Annotated in this window: 14 protein-coding genes; 8 read left to right on the top strand and 6 right to left on the bottom strand. The window is 70.0% G+C overall.

Going from position 1 to position 19,433, the window contains the following annotated elements; genetic code table 11:
• A complete protein-coding gene (coxB, locus tag MKK70_RS03100; RefSeq protein ID WP_147725192.1) occupies positions 1–837 on the bottom strand; it encodes a cytochrome c oxidase subunit II in 837 nt (278 codons plus the stop codon).
• 285 nt (positions 838–1,122) lie between these two features.
• Here coxB and fdhD point away from each other — a divergent pair, with 285 nt between their 5' ends.
• Entirely contained in the window at positions 1,123–1,998 is an 876-nt protein-coding gene (fdhD, locus tag MKK70_RS03095; protein ID WP_243945780.1) for a formate dehydrogenase accessory sulfurtransferase FdhD, read from the top strand.
• Between the two features lie 7 nt (positions 1,999–2,005).
• On the opposite strand, the gene MKK70_RS03090 is transcribed toward fdhD, so the two are convergent.
• Positions 2,006–2,995 (bottom strand): hypothetical protein, encoded by a 990-nt coding sequence (locus MKK70_RS03090; RefSeq protein ID WP_243945778.1) that lies wholly within the window; start codon positions 2,993–2,995, stop codon positions 2,006–2,008.
• A 794-nt stretch (positions 2,996–3,789) separates the two neighbouring features.
• Between MKK70_RS03090 and gltB the strand changes: the two genes are divergently transcribed.
• From gltB to MKK70_RS03065, 5 genes are all read left to right on the top strand, one after another.
• Positions 3,790–8,490, top strand: a complete 4,701-nt coding sequence (gene gltB / locus MKK70_RS03085) for a glutamate synthase large subunit (RefSeq protein WP_243945776.1) — start codon at positions 3,790–3,792, stop codon at positions 8,488–8,490.
• Between the two features lie 25 nt (positions 8,491–8,515).
• Complete coding sequence (locus tag MKK70_RS03080) at positions 8,516–8,785, top strand: BrnT family toxin (protein ID WP_243945773.1); 270 nt, start codon at positions 8,516–8,518, stop codon at positions 8,783–8,785.
• The gene (locus MKK70_RS03075) at positions 8,748–9,038 is read left to right on the top strand and encodes a BrnA antitoxin family protein (RefSeq protein WP_147725183.1); all 291 of its coding nucleotides are present in this window, start codon (positions 8,748–8,750) and stop codon (positions 9,036–9,038) included. The genes MKK70_RS03080 and MKK70_RS03075 overlap by 38 nt, the downstream gene beginning before the upstream one ends.
• 100 nt (positions 9,039–9,138) lie before the next feature.
• Positions 9,139–9,750 (top strand): glutathione S-transferase family protein, encoded by a 612-nt coding sequence (locus MKK70_RS03070; RefSeq protein WP_243945813.1) that lies wholly within the window; start codon positions 9,139–9,141, stop codon positions 9,748–9,750.
• Positions 9,751–9,798: 48 nt separating this feature from the next.
• Complete coding sequence (locus MKK70_RS03065) at positions 9,799–11,232, top strand: glutamate synthase subunit beta (RefSeq protein ID WP_147725179.1); 1,434 nt, start codon at positions 9,799–9,801, stop codon at positions 11,230–11,232.
• 16 nt (positions 11,233–11,248) lie between these two features.
• Here MKK70_RS03065 and MKK70_RS03060 read toward each other — a convergent pair whose 3' ends face one another.
• Entirely contained in the window at positions 11,249–12,646 is a 1,398-nt protein-coding gene (locus MKK70_RS03060; RefSeq protein ID WP_243945771.1) for a DUF459 domain-containing protein, read from the bottom strand.
• A gap of 270 nt (positions 12,647–12,916) precedes the next feature.
• Positions 12,917–14,599: a methyl-accepting chemotaxis protein gene (locus MKK70_RS03055; protein WP_243945769.1), complete on the bottom strand. Its 1,683-nt coding sequence runs from the start codon at positions 14,597–14,599 to the stop codon at positions 12,917–12,919.
• Between the two features lie 281 nt (positions 14,600–14,880).
• Between MKK70_RS03055 and MKK70_RS03050 the strand changes: the two genes are divergently transcribed.
• Positions 14,881–15,888 carry a PAS domain-containing protein gene (locus tag MKK70_RS03050; protein ID WP_243945766.1) on the top strand — a complete coding sequence of 336 codons (1,008 nt, stop codon included), beginning with the start codon at positions 14,881–14,883 and terminating at the stop codon, positions 15,886–15,888.
• Positions 15,889–16,236: 348 nt separating this feature from the next.
• On the opposite strand, the gene MKK70_RS03045 is transcribed toward MKK70_RS03050, so the two are convergent.
• Positions 16,237–17,460, bottom strand: a complete 1,224-nt coding sequence (locus tag MKK70_RS03045; protein ID WP_243945764.1) for a lytic murein transglycosylase — start codon at positions 17,458–17,460, stop codon at positions 16,237–16,239.
• A gap of 4 nt (positions 17,461–17,464) precedes the next feature.
• Positions 17,465–18,457, bottom strand: coding sequence for a UDP-glucose 4-epimerase GalE (gene galE, locus MKK70_RS03040; RefSeq protein WP_243935341.1), 993 nt, complete (start codon positions 18,455–18,457; stop codon positions 17,465–17,467).
• A gap of 161 nt (positions 18,458–18,618) precedes the next feature.
• Between galE and MKK70_RS03035 the strand changes: the two genes are divergently transcribed.
• A partial coding sequence (locus MKK70_RS03035) for a UTP--glucose-1-phosphate uridylyltransferase (protein ID WP_243945762.1) occupies positions 18,619–19,433 on the top strand: 815 nt, incomplete at its 3' end.

Raw genomic sequence — 19,433 nt, 5'->3', positions numbered from 1 at the left:
CTACCGGGCGTCGGCGAGCTTGGACCCGTCGTCGATGCGGGCGTACTTGGTCTTGGCCTCGCCGAGCCAGGCTGCGTAGGCCTCGTCGTTCACGACGCGGACGACGATCGGCATGTAGGCGTGGCGCTGGCCGCAGAGCTCGGAGCACTGGCCGTGATAGGTGCCCTCGCGGTCGGCCTTGAACCAGAACTGGTTGAGGCGGCCGGGGACGGCGTCGATCTTGAAGCCGAAGGACGGCATCGCCCAGGAATGCATGACGTCGGCGGCGGTGACCTGGATCTTGACGATCTTGTTCACCGGAACGACCATCTCGTTGTCGGTCTGCAGCAGCCGCGGCTGCTTGTCCTCGTCGATGTTGGCGTCGAACGAGAAGCCGCCGCCCTGGTCGGCGGGGTACTCGTAGGACCAGTACCAGGCGTGGCCGGTGACCTTGATCATCACGTCGGACTTCGGATCCGACAGCTGCACGCGCAGCAGGCGGAACGACGGGATCGCGACGGCGACGAGGATGAGCACCGGGACGATGGTCCAGGCCACCTCGATCAGGGTGTTGTGGGTGGTTTTCGAGGGCGTCGGGTTCCGCTTCTCGCTGAAGCGGTAGATGCACCACAGGATCAGGCCGAGCACGAACACGCAGATGGCCAGCGACAGCCAGTGCACCCACGACTCGAACTGGAGGATGTCGCGGGCGTTCTCGGTCACGGGGACCTGGCGGTCCATCTGCCAGGGCTCGGGCTGGCCGATGCCGGCGGCCAGGGCCTGCGACGACGTCAGGAGCAGCGCGCCGAACGCGGCGAGCCCCCTCATGGAGCGGTGTTTCGTCTGCGCCGTCCGCATGTGCCTCTCGTGGCTCCCCTTGGTCACGTTACGCTCCGTCGACCGCCCGCATCTTGCTTGAACGAGGTTTGCGGTGTCGCTCGACGGAATGGACGCCCCGAAGGCGCGTGGCCCGGGTATCCGATCGCGGTGTCAGACCACAAGGTCGTGAAAGGCGCAACCGCACAAGCGTCGCATCGCACGCTTTCCGGACGCTCCGCTCCGTCACCCGGGCGATCGCCGCAGGGGCGGCTCGGCCCGCGGCCTGCTATAGGGCGTGCTCGGGTCGAGCGGCGGGAACAGCCCATGACGGACGGACGGCGGCCGGTTCAGGCCACTTCGGAGACGGGCCTGCGTGAGACGGCCTTGCAGGAGACGGCCTTGCAGGTGGCGACCCGCGTCGTCGCCTACGCCGCGCCGGAGCCGCGCGACGATCACCGCGCGCTCGCCGTCGAGATGCCGGTGAACCTCGTCTACGGCAGCGTGCCCTATGCGGTGATGATGGCGACGCCGGCCGACCTGGAGGATTTCGCCTACGGCTTCAGCCTGACCGAAGGCATCGTCGCGGCGGCCGACGAGATTCGCGGCGCCGCGGTCGAGCCGGGCGACGGCGGGCTGCGCCTGCTGGTGGATTTGGCGCCCGGGCGCCTGCGCGAGCATCTCGCCCGCAAGCGCGCGATCAGCGGGCGCACCGGCTGCGGCGTCTGCGGGATCGAGGATCTCGCCGCCCTGCCGCGGGCCGAGACCCGGGCCGCGTCGGGCCGCGTGCGCGTCGGGACGGAGGCGATCGCGCGGGCCTTGTTGGATCTCGGCGATTCCCAGGTGCTCGGGCGCGAGACGCGGGCCGTGCACGCCGCCGCCTGGGCGCGCCTCGACGGGAGCCTCGTGGCGGTCCGCGAGGATGTCGGCCGGCACAACGCGCTGGACAAGCTGATCGGGGCGCTGATCCGGACGGGAACCGACCCGGCCGCGGGCTTCCTGGTGATCACCAGCCGGTGCTCGTTCGAGATGGTCGAGAAGGCTGCGCATTTCGGCGCGTCGGTCCTGGTCGCGATCTCGGCCCCGACCTCGCTCGCGATCGAGCGGGCGCGCCTGCACGACATGACGCTCTGCGCCATCGCCCGGGCCGATTCGTTCACGCTGTTCTGCGGGGAAGAGCGCGTGGTCGGCCGCGCAGGGTAGCGGCCGATCAGGGTGTCGGCGCGTCCTTGTCCGGCGCGCCCGGCACGAGGGTCGCGCCACCGATGACGCGGACGTTGCGCTTGGCCTCGGGCGGATTCTTCCAGCTCTGGTCGGCGGGTTTGACCTCCGAGGTCTTCACGTCCGCCGGCTTCGATTCGCCCGGCTTCGATTCGACTGACTTGGCCAAGGTCCCGTCGGCGGGCGGCTGGACCGCTGCCGGAGTCGGCGTGACGCCGGGAACCGGCGCGGCCTTCGGCTGATCCACGGCGGCGACGGGAGCCTCCGGCTTCGCCTCGGGCTTGGCGGCGTCCACCGGGCGGAGCTTGGGCGCCTCGGGAACGGTGCGCGCCTGCGCTTTTCCTTCGATCGCCTTGCCATCGCGCGCCTTCTCGTCGAGCGCTTTGGTCTCGGACAACCGGGGCGGGTTGGCGACTCGGGCGAGCTTGCGCGGCGATTCGGCGGGGCCGCGCCGATCGGGGTTGATGCCCTGCGGGTTCGGGTCCGCGAGCGTGCGCCCCGGCATGCCGTTCGATCCGTCGGGTCGGGTATAATCGGCCTCGGCCGGCGCACGGCGCAGGGGCATTCCGCGCGCCTCGGGCAACGGGATGTCGGCCGGCGGGAGCAGGCGCTCGGCCTGCCGCATCGGCTGGCGCGGCATCTCGTCCTCTTCGGTCCAGCCGTAGCCGGGCGCCGGGCGGGCAAGGGCGATCGGGCCGTCGTCGAGGCGCTGGCGGCCGAGGATCGCGCCGTCCCGGGCATCGACGAACAGGCGCACGCGGGCACCCATCGGGTTGAAGGCCTCGACGATGTAGGCGCGTCCGTCGAAGCGCGGGCGGCTCATGCCGCTGAAGCCGCGCTCGCTCAGGCGCCATGCGACGGCGCGCGGCGGCATGATCGCCTCGTCGTACGCGTATTGCGCCCGCGCCGCGTCGGCGGCACCGATCAGCAGGGCGCAGGCGGCGAGGCCCGCACGGAGACGACGATAGGATCGGTTCACGGCTGACCTCCCGGTCGCATTCTCAAGATCGCCCGATTCTCCGCAGGCGCTCGCCCCGCGCCGGGGAGTCCCGATCGGGACCTGCCGACGATCCGGCCCGGGCCCCGCGCCGAAGGACCGCGTCCCGCGTGTCCTTCGGCCATTCCGGCAGGGTCGTTGCCCCGCATGCCGCTTGTGCTCGGCGCTCGCCTTTGAGCGGAGGATTTGGGCGCAATTGCGGGAGAAAGCGGGCAGCGAAGGGCCGATCTCGACGCCGATCCACCCGTTCGCATCGCCCCTCGCACGACGGGGAATTGGGTCGCCTGCCGATCCGGCGTGGGGGCGGACATGGGACCGGACATGGGATCCGTCATGGGATGCGGCATCGAAACGCCGCTTTTGGTCCCGCGGGGCCCTTGCTGGAATTTTTGAAATCTGCCAGTTTGCAGCGTTAGGACAGTATGACTGTCCCATTTCCGGTGCGCGCGTGCGAACGATGCCGCGCGGTGGGGCCGTTCAGGCCTGGGCAGAGGGTTTCGGGACGTGACCATCGTGACGTCGAAACGAGATCGCGAGCCGGTCGCCGCAGAGGCGATCCGGGCCCACGCCGGCTGACATCGGGCCGGTGCGAGCCCGCGGGTAGCGGGCGCTTCCTCCACCGAGGACCCTCCCGAGACCCGACGAGACAAGATGAGTGGCCCGGCCTCGCTTGAGCGCCGGGCATGAAACATGCTCGCCTGTCGGGCATGGGCGTTCGAACGGGTCTGGTCGATCTTTCGGGGATGGTGGGCATGGCGGCTTTCGGGAATGCGGACATGGCCGTGAGCGGGAACCTCAACGCCGACACGGCGCCGGCGGCCCGCGACGGCGTCGCGCCGCTGGTGGTGCGCGATCCGGCGATGCCGGTGGCGCAGGGCGCCTACGATCCCCGCAACGAGCGGGACGGCTGCGGCGTCGGCTTCGTCGCCGACATGCACGACCGGCGCACCCACGCCATCGTCGAACAGGGCCTGAAGATCCTGGAGAACCTCGACCATCGCGGCGCGGTCGGAGCCGACCCGAAGATGGGCGACGGCTGCGGCATCCTCACGCAGATCCCGCACGCCTTCTTCGCCGAGGAATGCTCGCGCCTCGGCTTCGAGCTGCCCCCGGCCGGCGACTACGCCATCGCGCAGCTGTTCATGCCGAAGGCCGACGAGCCGCGCGCGATCATCGAGGCCATCGTCGAGGAAGCGCTCGCGTCGGAAGGGCTGCCCCTGCTCGGCTGGCGCGACGTGCCGGTCGACCCCGAGGACCTCGGCATCGCCGTGAAGGCGACCGAGCCGCATCACCGCCAGCTCTTCATCGGGCGCCCGGCCTCGGCGACCGACGGCGACGCGTTCGAGCGGCGCATCTACGTCGCCCGCAAGGTGATCTCCGGCCGCGTCTACGGCCTGAAGGACCCGCGGGTGATGGAGTTCTACCCCGTCTCCGTGTCGAGCCGGACCATCGTCTACAAGGGCATGGTCCTGGTGAACCAGCTCGGGAACTACTTCCTCGACCTGAAGGATCAGCGCTTCGTCTCGGCAATCGCGCTGGTGCACCAGCGCTTCGCCACCAACACCTTCCCGACCTGGCGCCTGTCGCACCCCTACCGGATGGTGGCGCATAACGGCGAGATCAACACGCTGCGCGGCAACGTGAACTGGATGTCGGCCCGCCAGGCGAGCGTCGATTCGGAGCTGTTCGGCAACGACATCTCGAAGATCTGGCCGATCTCCTACGAGGGCCAGTCCGACACCGCGTGCTTCGACAACGCGCTCGAGTTCCTCGTGATGGGCGGCTACCCGCTGGCCCACGCGATGATGATGCTCATCCCCGAGGCCTGGGCCGGCAACCCTTTGATGGGCGAAGATCGGCGCTCGTTCTACGAGTACCATGCCGCGCTGATGGAGCCGTGGGACGGGCCCGCCGCCGTCGCCTTCACCGACGGCCGGCAGATCGGCGCGACCCTCGACCGCAACGGCCTCCGCCCCGCCCGCTACGTCGTCACCGACGACGGCCTCGTCGTGCTCGCCTCGGAGATGGGCGTTCTGCCGATCCCGGACGAGAAGATCGTCCAGTCCTGGCGCCTGCAGCCGGGCCGGATGCTGCTGATCGACCTCGAGAAGGGCCGCATCGTCGACGACGAGGAGATCAAGGGCGAGCTCGCCGCCGCGCACCCCTACGCGGAGTGGGTGAAGAACACCCAGATCGTGCTCGAGGACCTCAAGCCGGTCACCGCCCGCGAGAGCCGCACCGACGTGTCGCTGCTCGATCGGCAGCAGGCCTTCGGCTACAGCCAGGAAGACCTCAAGCTGCTTATGGCGCCGATGGCCGTGACCGGCCAGGAGGCGGTCGGCTCGATGGGCACCGACACGCCGCTCTCCGCTCTGTCCGACAAGTCGAAGTCACTCTACACCTACTTCAAGCAGAACTTCGCGCAGGTCACCAACCCGCCGATCGACCCGATCCGCGAGGAGGCCGTGATGAGCCTCGTCTCGTTCATCGGCCCGCGCCCGAACCTGCTCGACATGGAAGGTGCCTCGCGCCGCAAGCGCCTGGAAGTCCGCCAGCCGATCCTGACCAACACGGATCTCGAGAAGATCCGCTCGATCGGCCATTTCGAGGACCGCTTCGACACCAAGACGCTGGACATCACCTACCCGGCCGAGACCGGCGCGGCGGCGATGAACGGCGCGCTCGACCGGCTCTGCGACCGCGCGGAAGTCGCGGTGCGCGGCGGCTACAACATCATCGTCCTGTCCGACCGCGCGGTCGGCCCCGACCGCATCCCGATCCCGGCGCTGCTGGCCACGGCGGCCGTGCACAACTACCTGATCCGCAAGGGGCTGCGCACCTCGGTCGGGCTCGTGGTCGAATCGGGCGAGCCGCGCGAGATCCATCACTTCGCGTGCCTGGCCGGCTACGGCGCCGAGGCGATCAACCCGTATCTCGCCTTCGAGACGCTGGTGGCGATGAAGCACGAGTTCCCGCCGGACCTCGTCGACGAGGAGATCATCTACCGCTACATCAAGTCGATCGATAAGGGCCTGCTGAAGGTCATGTCGAAGATGGGCATCTCGACCTACCAGTCCTATTGCGGCGCGCAGATCTTCGACGCGATCGGGCTGAACTCGGCCTTCGTCGCGCGCGACTTCTTCGGCACCGCGACGATGGTCGAGGGCGTCGGCATGGCCGAGATCGCCGAGGAGACCGTGCGCCGCCACGCCGACGCGTTCGGCGACGCGCCGATCTATCGCAACGCCCTCGATGTCGGCGGCGAGTACGCCTACCGGCTCCGCGGCGAGGCCCATACCTGGACCCCGGACACCGTTGCGACGCTGCAGCATGCGGTGCGCCTCGGCGTGCCCGAGCGCTACCGCGAATACGCCAAGCTGGTGAACGACCAGGAGCAGCAGCTCAAGACCCTGCGCGGCCTGTTCCGGATCAAGCTCGCCGGCGAGATCGGGCGCGAGCCGGTGCCCGTGGAGAGCGTCGAGCCGGCCGCCGACATCGTCAAGCGCTTCGCCACCGGCGCGATGTCCTACGGCTCGATCTCGAAGGAGGCGCACGAGACCCTGGCGATCGCCCTGAACTCCTTCGGCGGTCGCTCGAACTCGGGCGAGGGCGGCGAGGAGGTCGAGCGCTTCAAGCCGCTGCCGGACGGTCGCTCGCGCCGCTCGTCGATCAAGCAGGTCGCGTCCGGCCGCTTCGGCGTCACGACCGAGTACCTCGTCAACGCCGACATGATGCAGATCAAGGTCGCGCAGGGCGCCAAGCCCGGCGAGGGCGGACAGCTGCCCGGCCACAAGGTCGACGCCAAGATCGCCAAGGTCCGCTATGCCACGCCCGGCGTCGGCCTGATCTCGCCGCCGCCGCACCACGACATCTACTCGATCGAGGATCTGGCGCAGCTGATCTTCGACCTGAAGAACGTGAACCCGGCGGCCGACGTCTCGGTCAAGCTCGTCTCCGAGGTCGGTGTCGGCACGGTCGCGACCGGCGTCGCCAAGGCGCGGGCCGACCACATCACCATCTCGGGCTTCGACGGCGGCACCGGCGCGGCGCCGCTGACCTCGCTCAAGCATGCCGGCGGCCCGTGGGAGACCGGCCTCGCCGAGACGCAGCAGACGCTGGTGATGAACCACCTGCGCGGCCGCGTCGCGCTGCAGGCCGACGGCGGCATCCGCACCGGCCGCGACGTGCTGATCGCGGCCCTGCTCGGCGCCGACCAGTTCGGCTTCTCGACCGCGCCGCTGATCGCGGCCGGCTGCATCATGATGCGCAAGTGCCACCTCAACACCTGCCCGGTCGGCGTCGCGACCCAGGACCCGGTGCTGCGCAAGCGCTTCAAGGGCACCCCCGAGCACGTGGTGAACTACTTCTTCTACGTCGCCGAGGAGCTGCGCGAGCTGATCGCGACGATGGGCTTCACCAAGCTCGAGGACCTCGTCGGGCGTTCCGACTTCCTCGACAAGGTCGAGGCGATCCAGCACTGGAAGGCGCGCGGGCTCGACTTCTCGAAGCTGTTCCACCGTCCCGACGTCGGGCCGGAGGTCGCCATCCGCTGGGTCGAGACGCAGAAGCACCCGATCGACCACGTCCTCGACCGGCGCCTGATCGCCCGCGCGCAGAACGCGATCGACACCGGCGAGCCGGTGGTGCTCCACGACGTGATCCGCAATTCCGACCGCACCGCGGGCGCGATGCTCTCGGGCGCCGTCGCCAAGGCGCACGGTCACGAGGGCCTGCCCGACGACACCATCGTGGTGAAGCTCTCCGGCACGGCCGGCCAGAGCTTCGGCGCCTGGGTCGCGGCCGGCGTGACGATCGAGCTCACCGGCCACGGCAACGACTACGTCGGCAAGGGCCTGTCGGGCGGCAAGCTGATCATCCGGCCGAGCGACGCGCTGAAGGCGCCCGCCGACAGGACCATCATGGTCGGCAACACCGTGCTCTACGGCGCCATCGCCGGCGAGTGCTACGTCCGCGGCTCGGCCGGCGAGCGCTTCGCCGTGCGCAACTCCGGTGCGATCACCGTCGTCGAGGGCATGGGCGACCATGGCTGCGAGTACATGACCGGCGGCGTGGTCGTGTCGATCGGCGAGACCGGGCGGAACTTCGCCGCCGGCATGTCCGGCGGCATCGCCTACGTGCTCGACGAGGACGGCTCGTTCTCGGCGCGCTGCAACCTCTCGATGGTCGATCTCGAGCCGGTCGAGGAGGAGGACGACCTGATGCGCCGCTTCCACCAGGACGGCGACCTGGAGACCAAGGGCCGCGTCGACATCCTCGCCGACATGTCCGGCCACGACGAGGAGCGCCTGTCGCAGCTCATCACCAATCACCTGAAATACACGGGCAGCCCGCGTGCCAAGGCGATCCTCGACGACTGGGCGGGCTACCGCACCAAGTTCGTCAAGGTGATGCCGGTGGAGTACCGCCGGGCGTTGCGCGAGATGGAGATGGCACGGATGCCGGTGGCGGCCGAGTAGGCGCGCGCCGGCCTCAAGCCGGTCGATGGAGATCACGTTCGATCCCGCGAAGCGTCTGGTGACGTTGCGCAAGAGGGGCCTCGATTTCGCACGCACCCCTGAAGTCTTCGCCGCCGCGGTGACGACCTTCCGGGACGAGCGAATGGACTACCGCGAAGCGCGATCGATCACGGTGGGAATGCTCGACGGACGGATGGTGGTCGTCGTTTGGACCGAACGGGATCATACTCGCCGGATCATCAGCATGAGGAAGGCCAATGACCGAGAGCAAGCGCGCTATCGCGAACGCGGCTGACCGACCGCTGAACCCCGACGAGATCGGCTGGGACCCGGACGACGCGCCGGAACTGGACGAGGCTTGGTTCGAGAAGGCCGATCGTTTCGTCGGCGGCCGCCTTATCGAGCGCGGGCACCGTCCCGGCGAGACTGAACGGTTGGTGCTTCCCACCGATCTCGTCGAGCGGTTCAGAGCCGGAGGGCCAGGCTGGCAGATACGGATCGAGACCGCGCTCAAGGAATGGTTGCGCGAGCATTCCGACCGGCTCTGAGCCGGCCGACGGACGGCCCGGACGAAACACGCGAGCGATGGCGGACATTGCGAGGGGGGACGACATGACGGCGACGCTTGCGACGATCCCACCTGCCGCCATGCGGATCTACGGCGATCTCACCTCGGGCAATTGCCTGAAGATCAAGATCGTCGCCGATCGGCTCGGCCTCGCCTACGAATGGGTGCCGGTCGACGCGCTGAAGGGCGAGAGCCGGACGCCCGCCTACCTCGGCCTGTTTCCGGCAGGCCAGATCCCGGGCGTGGCGTTCGCGGACGGGCGTCGGCTCGCGCAGTCAAACGCGATCATCCGCTACCTCGCCCGCGGCAGCGCGTTGCTGCCGTACGATGCCTTCGCGGCGGCGACGGTCGACCAGTGGCTGTTCTGGGAGCAGTACAGCCACGAGCCGGCGGTCGCGGTCTGCCGGGCGGAGATGAAGTTCCGCGGCGTGCCGCGCGAGGCCCGCGATCCCGCCAGGGTCGCGCGCGGCGAGGCGGCGCTCGACCTGATGGAGCGGCATCTCGCCGGAACGGGCTGGTTCGTGGGCGACGACGCGACCATCGCCGACGTCGCCCTGTTCGCCTACACCCAGTGGGCCGACGAGGGTGGATTCGATCTGGCCGCGAGGCCCGCGATCCGGGATTGGCTCGACCGATGCAAGGTCGCGTTCCGGATCGAACCCGACGCTATCGCCACCGCCGCCGGTCGCTGACCCGATCGCGGCACCACCGATTTTTCGCTACCGACGCTGAGCATCCCGATGGGCAAGATCACCGGCTTCCTCGAATTCGACCGGCAGGACCAGAAGTACCAGCTAGCGGCCGACCGCGTGCGGCACTTCCGCGAGTTCACCCTGCCGCTCGACGAGCACGACCTGAAGAAGCAGGCCGCCCGCTGCATGGATTGCGGCATTCCGTTCTGCCACGGGCCGACCGGCTGCCCGGTGCACAACCAGATCCCGGACTGGAACGACCTCGTGTTCCAGTCGGATTGGGAAGAAGCCGCCCGCAACCTGCACTCCACCAACAACTTCCCGGAATTCACCGGCCGCATCTGCCCGGCGCCGTGCGAGGAAGCCTGCACGCTGAACCTCGAGAACCAGCCGGTCGCGATCAAGACGATCGAGCAGGCCATCGCCGACCGCGCCTGGAACATGGGCTGGGTCAAGCCCGAGCCGTCGTCGATCCGCACCGGCAAGAAGGTCGCGGTGATCGGGTCGGGCCCGGCCGGCCTCGCGGCGGCGCAGCAGCTCGCCCGGGTCGGGCACGCGGTGCACGTCTACGAGCGCGAGCCGAAGGCCGGCGGCCTGCTCCGCTACGGCATTCCCGACTTCAAGATGGAGAAGCGCCACATCGACCGACGCGTGAAGCAGATGGAAGCCGAGGGCGTGGTCTTCCACTACAACCAGAACGTCGGCGTGACGAAGCCGGTCGAGGAGCTGACCGCGGAGTTCGACGCGGTGCTGTTCTCCGGCGGCGCCGAGGACCCGCGCAACCCGCAGCTGCCGGGGCAGGAGATGGAGGGCGTGCACTACGCGATGCCCTACCTGATCCAGTCGAACCGCCGCGTCGGCGCCGAGCCGATGCGCGGCAACGGCGAGGCGCCGATCCTGGCATCGGGCAAGAACGTGGTGGTGATCGGCGGCGGCGACACCGCGTCCGATTGCGTAGGAACCGCCTTCCGGCAGGGCGCCCTGTCGGTGACGCAGCTCGACATCCGGCCGCGGCCCCCCGAGCGCGAGGACAAGCTCTCGGTCTGGCCGTACTGGCCGACCAAGATGCGGACCTCGTCGAGCCAGGCCGAGGGCGCCGAGCGCGAGTTCCAGGCGGCGACGCTCCGGCTCGAAGGCAACAAGAAGGGCCGGCTCACCGGCGTCGTCTGCGCGCGCGTCGACGCCAAGCGCCAGCCGATCGAGGGCAGCGAGTTCGTGCTGCCGGCCGACCTGGTCTTCATGGCGATCGGCTTCGCCGGCTCGATCCAGAAGGGTCTGCTCGAGCAGTCCGGCATCACGGTTGACAAGCGCGGCAACGTCACCGCCAACGAGGAGGATTACCGCACCTCCGACCCGAAGATCTGGGCGGCCGGCGACATGCGGCGCGGCCAGTCCCTCGTCGTCTGGGCGATCCGCGAGGGCCGTCAGGCCGCCCGCTCGATCGACGAGACGCTGATGGGTGCCTCGATCCTCCCGCGCTGAGGTTTTCGCCGGGCGTTCAGCCCGGCGGCCAGCGGAAATCGTCGGCGCGGCCGGGCTGCGGCAGCGGTGCCGCCCCGCGCTGGAGCGCGCGCTCGACCGTGCCGGTGGCGTCGCCGTCGCGCGGTCGACCGCTGACCAGGACGCCGCCGGGCGACAGCTCGATCCGGCCGAGCGGGACGACCGGCCCCGCCGCCGGCTTGACGGGGAGGGCCGGGACGCCGGGCGGCTCGGGCAGGCTCGGCAGCATCGCCGTGATCTGCCTGTCGATCGCGGTGACGTCGTCGAGGGTCGTCGCCGGTGCCCCGTCGAGCGGCGTCGCGGGCAGGGCCGAGACGGCGGCGGCCGGCTGCTCGGGCGCGGTGGGCGCCGTCGCACCCATCAGGCGCTTCAGCTCCACGTCGGCGAAATGCGCGAGCTTGCGGGCGCCGGCATGGGTGAAGTGCACGCCGTCGGCGGTGCGGAGCTTGGCGCTCTGCCCGTCGAGGTCCGGTCCCGTGGCGGTGTAGTGGTTGCGGTCGTCGGAGAAGCCCGGCCCGACATCGACGTAGGTGCCCCCCGCCTTGGTCACGGCATCCCGGACGATCTCGTTGAGGCTGCCGAGGTCGCGCGTCAGGCTCTCGCTGCGCATCGGCGGGGCGCCGACCCAGACGAGCGGAATCTTCCGGTCGGTGAAGACCTTCACCAGGGCGTCCACGCGGGTGCGGTAGACCTCGCGCCAGCGGTCGGAGAGCGGATCGAGGGTCTGGTCCCCGTCGCGCATCGGCTGGCGATCGTTGGCACCGAGCATGACCACGGCATAGCCGACCTTCGGGTTCGCCTTCAGGTAGTCCTCGGCGGCCTTCGGCCAATCGACGACGTCCCTGCGCACGAGGCCGCTGTCGGCCTTGGCGCGATCGATCACCGCGACGTCGGCGGTGTCCTCAAACAGGTCGTCCAGCCCGCGGCTGAGATGGTCGGCCAGCGAATCGCCGAACACCGCGATCTGGACCTTCGCCTCGGTCTTCTTCACGGCCGGCGCCGGCACCGCGACGGTGGGCGCCGGCCGGGTCTGCGGACGCCGAAGCTGGCGGCCGGTCTCCGCGCTGGCGGGCGGCCGCACGCGCGGCGGGCGATAGGTCGGGGCCGCCTGCCGCGGCTCCGGCGGGCTCGGCCGGTCTTCCCACGGCCAGTAGAATTGGCGCTGCTCGGGCTCCGGCGCGGCGCGGCGCGGCGCGCGGGCATAGCCGTCGTCCTCGCGGTAATAGGCGTCGCGGCCGCGTCGGCGCGGCTGGTCGTAGCTGTCGCCCCACTGCGCCTCGGCCGGCGACGGCGGCAGGAGGACGAGCGGAAGCGCGAGGCCGGCCCCGAGCGCCAGAACGAGGCGGCGCGCCTTGGCGGCTGCCGCGTCGGCTCGGTTTGTCGCGTCGCGTCTCATGCGCCCTCCGGTGCCGCGGGTCTCGACCCGCAGGCGACCATAGCGGAGCGGCCGCGCCGCGTCTAAGAGCCTCCCGCAAAACCTCCCGAGCGCCGGCGGTCTCCAGTGCCAGGCATGGCGCGACGGCGGTCCTGCGACGGATGACGGGCGGCCATTCGACCCTGAAAGCGTCGGTCTTCCGACGATCGTTCGTCCCCCTCATCCTTCGCAGCCGCCGAAGCGGCACCGCGAGGATGAGGGAAACGGGCCGACGAACGCGTCGACGGGGTTTCAGGCGGCGCGGACGGTGGCCAGGAAGTGCGCGACCTCTGCGCCGAGGCGTTCGGATTGGCGCGACAGCTCGGAACTCGACGCCAGGACCTGGGTCGCGGCAGCGCCCGTGTCCTCCGACGCGCGCGCCACGCCCGCGATGTGGGCCGTGACCTCGCTCGCACCGGCCGAGGCCTGCGCAACGTTGCGCACGATCTCCTGGGTCGCCGCTCCCTGCTCCTCGACGGCCGCCGCGATCGTTGCGGCCACCGCGTTGATCTCGCGGATCCGGGTCGTGATGCCGCCGATCGCGCTCACGGCCTGATCGGTCACGTGTTGCACGTGCCCGATGCGCTGGCTGATCTCCTCGGTGGCCTTGGCCGTCTGGCCGGCCAACTCCTTCACCTCCGTCGCGACGACCGCGAAGCCGCGGCCAGCCTCACCGGCACGCGCGGCCTCGATCGTGGCGTTCAGAGCGAGCAGGTTGGTCTGCGAGGCGATGTTGGAGATCATCCCGACCATGGCCCCGATCTGCTCGGCGGTGTGGCTGAGCTCCTGCACAAGCCGCGCCGTCTGATCGGCGTCCACCACGGCGGCTCGCGCCAGCTCGGACGAGCTGGACATCTGCCGTCCGATCTCCTGCACCGAGGATCCGAGTTGCTCGGCAGCGATGGCTACCGTGCTCACGTTGTCCGCCGCCTGCGTGGCCGCCGCTGCCACGGTGCCCGACTGCGCTGCCGTGTCGCCGGCGGTCGCGGTCATCTGCTGGGCCGTCGCCTGCAACTCGGTGGCCGCCGACGAGACCTGCCCGACGATGCCGCCGACGGCCGCTTCAAAGGCGTCGGCCATCTGCCGCATCCCGGCTTGGCGCTGCCGCTCCGCCGCCAGCCGCCCCTGGGACATCTCCTCCTCCAAGGCCTCCGTGCGGATCAAGTTCTCCTTGAACACCTGCACCGAGACGGCCATCGCCCCCAGCTCGTCGCCGCGCCGGGTCGCGGGCACCTCGGTCGCCGTGTCGCCCCGCGCGATGGCGCTCACGCAGGCGGCGAGCTGGCGGATCGGGCGGCCGATCATGAGGGCCGAGAACACGGCCGAGCCGATCAGGACGAGGATGACGGTGCCGCCGATGGCGAGCCCGATCCGGTTGGCGGACTCGGCGGTCGCGACCGTGTTCCGCCGCGCCTCGTCCGCGAAGCGCTGGGCATTGGCGACCGATTCCGTTCCCGCCTCGTTCAACAGCGTGTTCACGCGCTGCTGCTCGGCGACGATCCGCGACAGCCTGTTCCCGTCGACGGACCGCGCGCCATTCTCGAAGCGGTTGACGTCGGCCAGCGATGCCGCGAGGTCGGCATAGGTGACGAGATTCGTCCGAAGGTCCTGAAGAACGCCCGGGATCAGCGCGATCCGGATCGGCTCGTCGAGCGCCGCTGCGCCGGTAGCCTTGCCGGCGCGGATGCGCTCGGCGACGCGGGCGACCTGCTCGGCGGTTTCCGCGGTGCGGATGTCGCCGACCGCCGCTTGAAGCTCCGCGTGCGAGAGGCGGGTCTGCTGGATGCCTGCAAGGATGATCTGCTCGCGTCCGGCCGCGGCGTTGGCGTCGATGATATGCTGGGCGCTGATCCACTGGTTCATGACGAGGGCCGTGGCGAGCAGGACTCCGATCACGCCCGAAGCACCAAGTTTCTTTCCGATCGTCCAACGCATGATGACAAATCCCCCGAATTCTTGAGAACATCAACAATCCGGACGACAGACCTACGACGCGACATCGCGACGACCATCACGGACGTCTCGGAAGATAGGAGAGTTTCATGGATGCATGATTGACCACACGTCTCACAATGCGCGTTTCCGGCTTGCGAACGACACCGTCCGAGAGCGCAAACCGCTCGGTTCGACTTCGAGCGATGAATAAAAGAGCGATCTGCACTCTTTCGCCCCGGCTCGACGTTGCGTTCCGACGGAGCGTCTGGCCAAGTCGGGCGATGCCCGCCCGACGCCATGCATCCTCCTACCAGTTGCTCAACCTTCTCGAGGCGACCGGCCAGGTCGGCGTCTGGTCCCTCAACCTGCGGACCGGCGAAATGAGCGGCTCGCTGGGTCTCGCCCACATCACCGGCCTGCCTTCGGACGAGAGCCTCCTCGGCCTGCTCGACCGACTTCTCCACCCGGACGATCGCGAAGCCCTCGGCGAGCTGTTCGACATGCTCTACAGCGGCCGGGCGATCGACCGCACGGTCCGGCTTGTGCGTCCCGACCACACCGTGCGCTGGGTTTCGGTCAAGGCCCAGATCGTTCTCGACGACGCCCATCGGCCGATGCGTGCCGAGGGCATCGCCTTCGACGTGACCGGCCCGCACGAGGCGCGTCTGCTCGCCGAGCAGAGCACCGCACGCTATCGCGGCCTCGTTCATGCCATCGCGGCCGTGGTCTGGACGACGGCTCCGGACGGGAAGGCGCGGCCAAGCCCGACATGGCAGGTCCTGATCGGGCAGACGGGCCCGGAGATGCAGGGCGACGGTTGGCTCGCCGCGATCCACCCGGAGGATCGGGCACGGATCGAGACGGCATGGCGAACGGCGATGGAGCACGGCACGCCTTACGAGGCGGATCACCGCGTTCTCTGCGCGGACGGCACGGTCCATTGGTACAGCAACCACACCATACCCCTCCACGATGCCGATGGTTCGGTGCGCGAGTGGATCGGGATCATGCAGAAGATGCCGCCCAGCGGTCGATTCTCGTCGCCTGAGATCACCGGGACGCTCGTGCGCGGAGCCCGCGCGATGCTGCGCTGGTCCGTCGTGGATCTGGCTCGGGCCGCCGGCGTCTCGGTCTCGAGCATCCGGCGCCTGGAGGAGGAGGTCGGGACGGTGCAGTCGCGAACCCGCTTGGCGATGCGTCGAGCCCTGGAAGGCGCCGGCATCGATTTCATCGGGACCCTCGACGGCATGACGGGGGTGATCTTGACCAGGGATCGGCGTGGCGCCTGATCGTGTGGATCTCGAGCCGACGCGCCGTCGGGGCCGGCGATCGATGATGCCGCGCCCTTGGCGGCCGGCATCGCCGGACGGTTCGACGTCATGCCCGCTCGGATCGGACGTGTCTTGAGAGCGCCTTCAGGCGAGGTGGATGCCGGCTCGCGCGAAGCGCGGGCGACGATGCAACACGCGGGTGCCCCTCATAAAACGCCCGATCATCGGAGCCTCCTCCTGTGTCCAGAACGGCGCGACGGACGTTTAGGGACGGCTGTCATGCCGGATCGCATAGACCGGAATCCCTGAGGCCCGGCGGAACGCCGCCGCCGTGCGGCGCGAGGTCCGGGCCTCGACGGGTCGGCCTCAGCGCGGCCTGGCGTCGATCCGGCCCGCGAGACGGTCGCGCAGGGCGGGCGTGGCGTAGCCGTCGGCGGTCAGGCCTTCGCGGATCTGGTAGCGCCGGATCGCCTCGCGCAGCTTCGGCCCGGCGCGGCCGTCGGCCTCGCCGGCATAGAGGCCCTGCGCGGCGAGGCCCGTCTGCAAGGCCTGAAGGCCGGCCTTGTCGAGGCGGGACGCCGCGCTCGGCCAGGGTGCGACGAGGGGCGGCCCGCCGGCCAGGCGGTCGGCGAGATGGCCGACCGCCAGCGCGTAGGAATCCGAGGTGTTGTAGCCGCGGATCACCTCGAAGTTGTCGGTGATCAGGAAGGCCGGCCCGCCGGCGCCGCCGGGCAGGAACACGGACGCTCCGCCCTTGTCCGGCAACGGGCCACCATCGATCCGGCTGACGCCGCGGCGCGAGAATTCAGGCAGGTCAGCGGCGTAGCGCGTCAGGTCGAAGCCCTCGGGCAGGCGGACGGCGTAGCCCCACGCGATCGCGGGATTCCAGCCGAGGTCCTTGAGGTAGGCGGCGATCGAGGCGAGGGAATCGGCGTCGCTCGCCCAGATGTCGCTGCGGCCGTCCCCGTCGAAGTCGACCGCGTGCGCCAGGAACGTCGAGGGCAGGAACTGCACCTGTCCCATCGCGCCGGCCCAGCTGCCCAGCATCCGGTCCGGCGCGACGTCGCCGCGCTGCTGGATCGCGAGGGCGGCGAGCAGCTCGTCGTGAAACAGCGTGCCGCGGTGCCGGGCGGCGGCGAGCGTCGCCAGCGCGCGGATCGTCGGCACCGAACCGCCGCTCGCGCCGAAATCCGACTCGATGCCCCAGATCGCGAGGAGCACCGAGGCCGGAACGCCGTAGCGCGCCTCGATCGCCGGGAGGGTCGGCCCGAGCGCCGCTCCACGGGCCCGGCCGCGGGCGATCCGCGCCGGCGAGACCGCCCCGACGAGATAGTCCCACACCGGCCGCCCGAACTCGCTCTGGCCCTTGATGCGGGCGAGCACCGCGGGGTCGGGCACGACGCCGCGGAACGCCGCATCGAAGGTCGCCGGCGCGATGCCCTTCGCGAGCGCATCCGCGCGGAGAGCCGCGACGAAGCCGGCAAACGTGTCCGCCCGACCGGCTTGCCCGACGGCGGCAGGCTCGGCGAGGGAGCCGCCCGGAGCGGCGGAGAGGCAGAGGGCCAGGAGCGCGGCGCGGATCGGGCGCACGGCCTCAGTGCCGGTTGCGCTTGGGCAGGGCGTCTTCCCAGTCGAGCGCCTGGCGCACGATCGCGTCGAGGTCGTCGTGCTTCGGGCGCCAGCCGAGCTGCTCGCGGATCCGCGACGCCTCGGCGACGATCCGCGCCGGATCGCCGGGGCGGCGGGGCGAGAGGCGCACCGGGAAGTCGCGACCGGAGACGCGCTTCACCGTGTCGATCACCTCAAGCACCGAATAGCCGGTGCCGTAGCCGCAATTCAGCGTCAGGCTCTCGCCGCCGGCGCGCAGGTGGTCGAGGGCGACCCGGTGCGCCTCGGCGAGGTCGGAGACCTGAATGTAGTCGCGCAGGCACGATCCGTCCGGCGTCGGGTAGTCGGTGCCGAACACCTCGAGATGCGGGCGCTGGCCGAGGGCCGCCTGCGTCGCGACCTTGATCAGGTGGGTGGCGTTCGGCGTGGACTGCCCGGTGCGCCCGCGCGGGTCGGCACCGGCGACGTTGAAGTAGCGCAGGATGACGTAGCTGAAGCCGTGCGCGGCCGCCGCGTCGCGGATCATCCACTCGCTCATCAGCTTCGAGCGGCCGTAGGGATTGATCGGGTTGGTCGCGAGGTCCTCCGGCACCGGCACGGTCTCCGGCTCGCCGTAGACCGCGGCGGTCGAGGAGAAGATGATGTGCTTCACGCCGGTGCGCACCGCGGTCTCGATCAGCGCGCGCGTCTTCACCGTGTTGGCGAGATAGTAGTGCAGCGGGTCGGCGACCGAGTCCGGCACGACGATGCGGGCGGCGAAATGGGCGATCGCGTCGACGCGGTTCTGCAGAATCGTCTCGGTGACGAGGCCGGGGTCGCCGACGTCGCCGCGCACGAGCTTCACCTCCGGCGGCAGGGCCCAGTCGAACCCGGTGGAGAGGTCGTCGAGGACGACCGTCTCCTCCCGCCCGGCATCCTGCAGGGCGAGAACCATGTGACTGCCGATATAACCGGCACCACCCGTGACCAGAACCGCCATCGTTGCCCCTGAAAGAAACCGCGCCAACCAGCAAGCGGAAGCTTGCTTTTAACCGATAATGCTCAATCGTGCCGCGCAACGGCGCGAAGCCGTCCGCTTGCCGTGCTAGTGTTGCCCGGAACGCCCGGCCCGTCCAACTCCCACGTTTGGGTTTTTGCTCGATGAAACCGATCCGAAAGGCCGTCCTCCCCGTCGCGGGCCTCGGCACCCGCTTCCTGCCGGCCACCAAGGCCGTCCCGAAAGAGATGCTGACGGTGGTCGACCGGCCGGTCGTCCAGCACGTGGTCGACGAGGCGCGGGAAGCCGGCATCGAGCACTTCATCTTCGTCACCGGCCGCGGCAAGGCGGTGATCGAGGACCATTTCGACATCGCGTTCGAGCTCGACCGGATGCTGCAGGAGCGCGGCAAGTCCGCGGCCTACGAGGAGCTGAAGCGCGACCTGCCGGCCGCCGGCCAGACCAGCTTCACCCGTCAGCAGGCGCCGCTCGGCCTCGGCCACGCGGTGTGGTGCGCCCGCGAGATCGTCGGCGACGAGCCCTTCGCCGTGCTGCTGCCGGACATGCTTAGCCGCGGCTGCATGGGCCAGATGCTCGCTGCCTACGAGCGCCACGGCGGCAACGTCGTCGCCGTCGAGGAGGTCGCGCCGGAGGAGACGCATCAGTACGGCATCGTCAGCGTCGGCGAGACCTTCGGCCAGACCTTCGAGGTCACCGGCATGGTCGAGAAGCCGAAGCAGGGCACCGCGCCTTCGAACTTCATCATCTCGGGCCGCTACATCCTCCAGCCGGAGATCTTCGGCATCCTCGAGCATGGCGAGAAGGGCGCGGGCGGCGAGATCCAGCTCACCGACGCGATGATCAAGCTGATGGCCGAGCAGGACTTCTTCGGCATGCACTACGAAGGCCGCACCTACGACACCGGCTCCAAGCTCGGCTTCCTCACCGCCAACATCGCCTACGCGCTCGACCGCAAGGA

Origin of the sequence: Methylobacterium sp. E-041 (genome assembly GCF_022829665.1) — a bacterium.
In the GTDB taxonomy this organism is placed as follows: domain Bacteria; phylum Pseudomonadota; class Alphaproteobacteria; order Rhizobiales; family Beijerinckiaceae; genus Methylobacterium.
This window is presented reverse-complemented; position numbering and strand designations above follow the sequence as displayed.

What these genes read in the sequence shown, in the direction of transcription:
- MKK70_RS03050 (WP_243945766.1), top strand. Translation starts at nt 14,881, where the DNA reads ATGCCCGCCCGACGCCATGCATCCTCCTACCAGTTGCTCAACCTTCTC.
- MKK70_RS03065 (WP_147725179.1), top strand. Translation starts at nt 9,799, where the DNA reads ATGGGCAAGATCACCGGCTTCCTCGAATTCGACCGGCAGGACCAGAAG.
- MKK70_RS03055 (WP_243945769.1), bottom strand. Translation starts at nt 14,599, where the DNA reads ATGCGTTGGACGATCGGAAAGAAACTTGGTGCTTCGGGCGTGATCGGA.
- MKK70_RS03070 (WP_243945813.1), top strand. Translation starts at nt 9,139, where the DNA reads ATGCGGATCTACGGCGATCTCACCTCGGGCAATTGCCTGAAGATCAAG.
- coxB (WP_147725192.1), bottom strand. Translation starts at nt 837, where the DNA reads ATGCGGACGGCGCAGACGAAACACCGCTCCATGAGGGGGCTCGCCGCG.
- fdhD (WP_243945780.1), top strand. Translation starts at nt 1,123, where the DNA reads ATGACGGACGGACGGCGGCCGGTTCAGGCCACTTCGGAGACGGGCCTG.
- galE (WP_243935341.1), bottom strand. Translation starts at nt 18,457, where the DNA reads ATGGCGGTTCTGGTCACGGGTGGTGCCGGTTATATCGGCAGTCACATG.
- MKK70_RS03060 (WP_243945771.1), bottom strand. Translation starts at nt 12,646, where the DNA reads ATGAGACGCGACGCGACAAACCGAGCCGACGCGGCAGCCGCCAAGGCG.
- MKK70_RS03075 (WP_147725183.1), top strand. Translation starts at nt 8,748, where the DNA reads ATGACCGAGAGCAAGCGCGCTATCGCGAACGCGGCTGACCGACCGCTG.
- gltB (WP_243945776.1), top strand. Translation starts at nt 3,790, where the DNA reads ATGGCCGTGAGCGGGAACCTCAACGCCGACACGGCGCCGGCGGCCCGC.
- MKK70_RS03080 (WP_243945773.1), top strand. Translation starts at nt 8,516, where the DNA reads ATGGAGATCACGTTCGATCCCGCGAAGCGTCTGGTGACGTTGCGCAAG.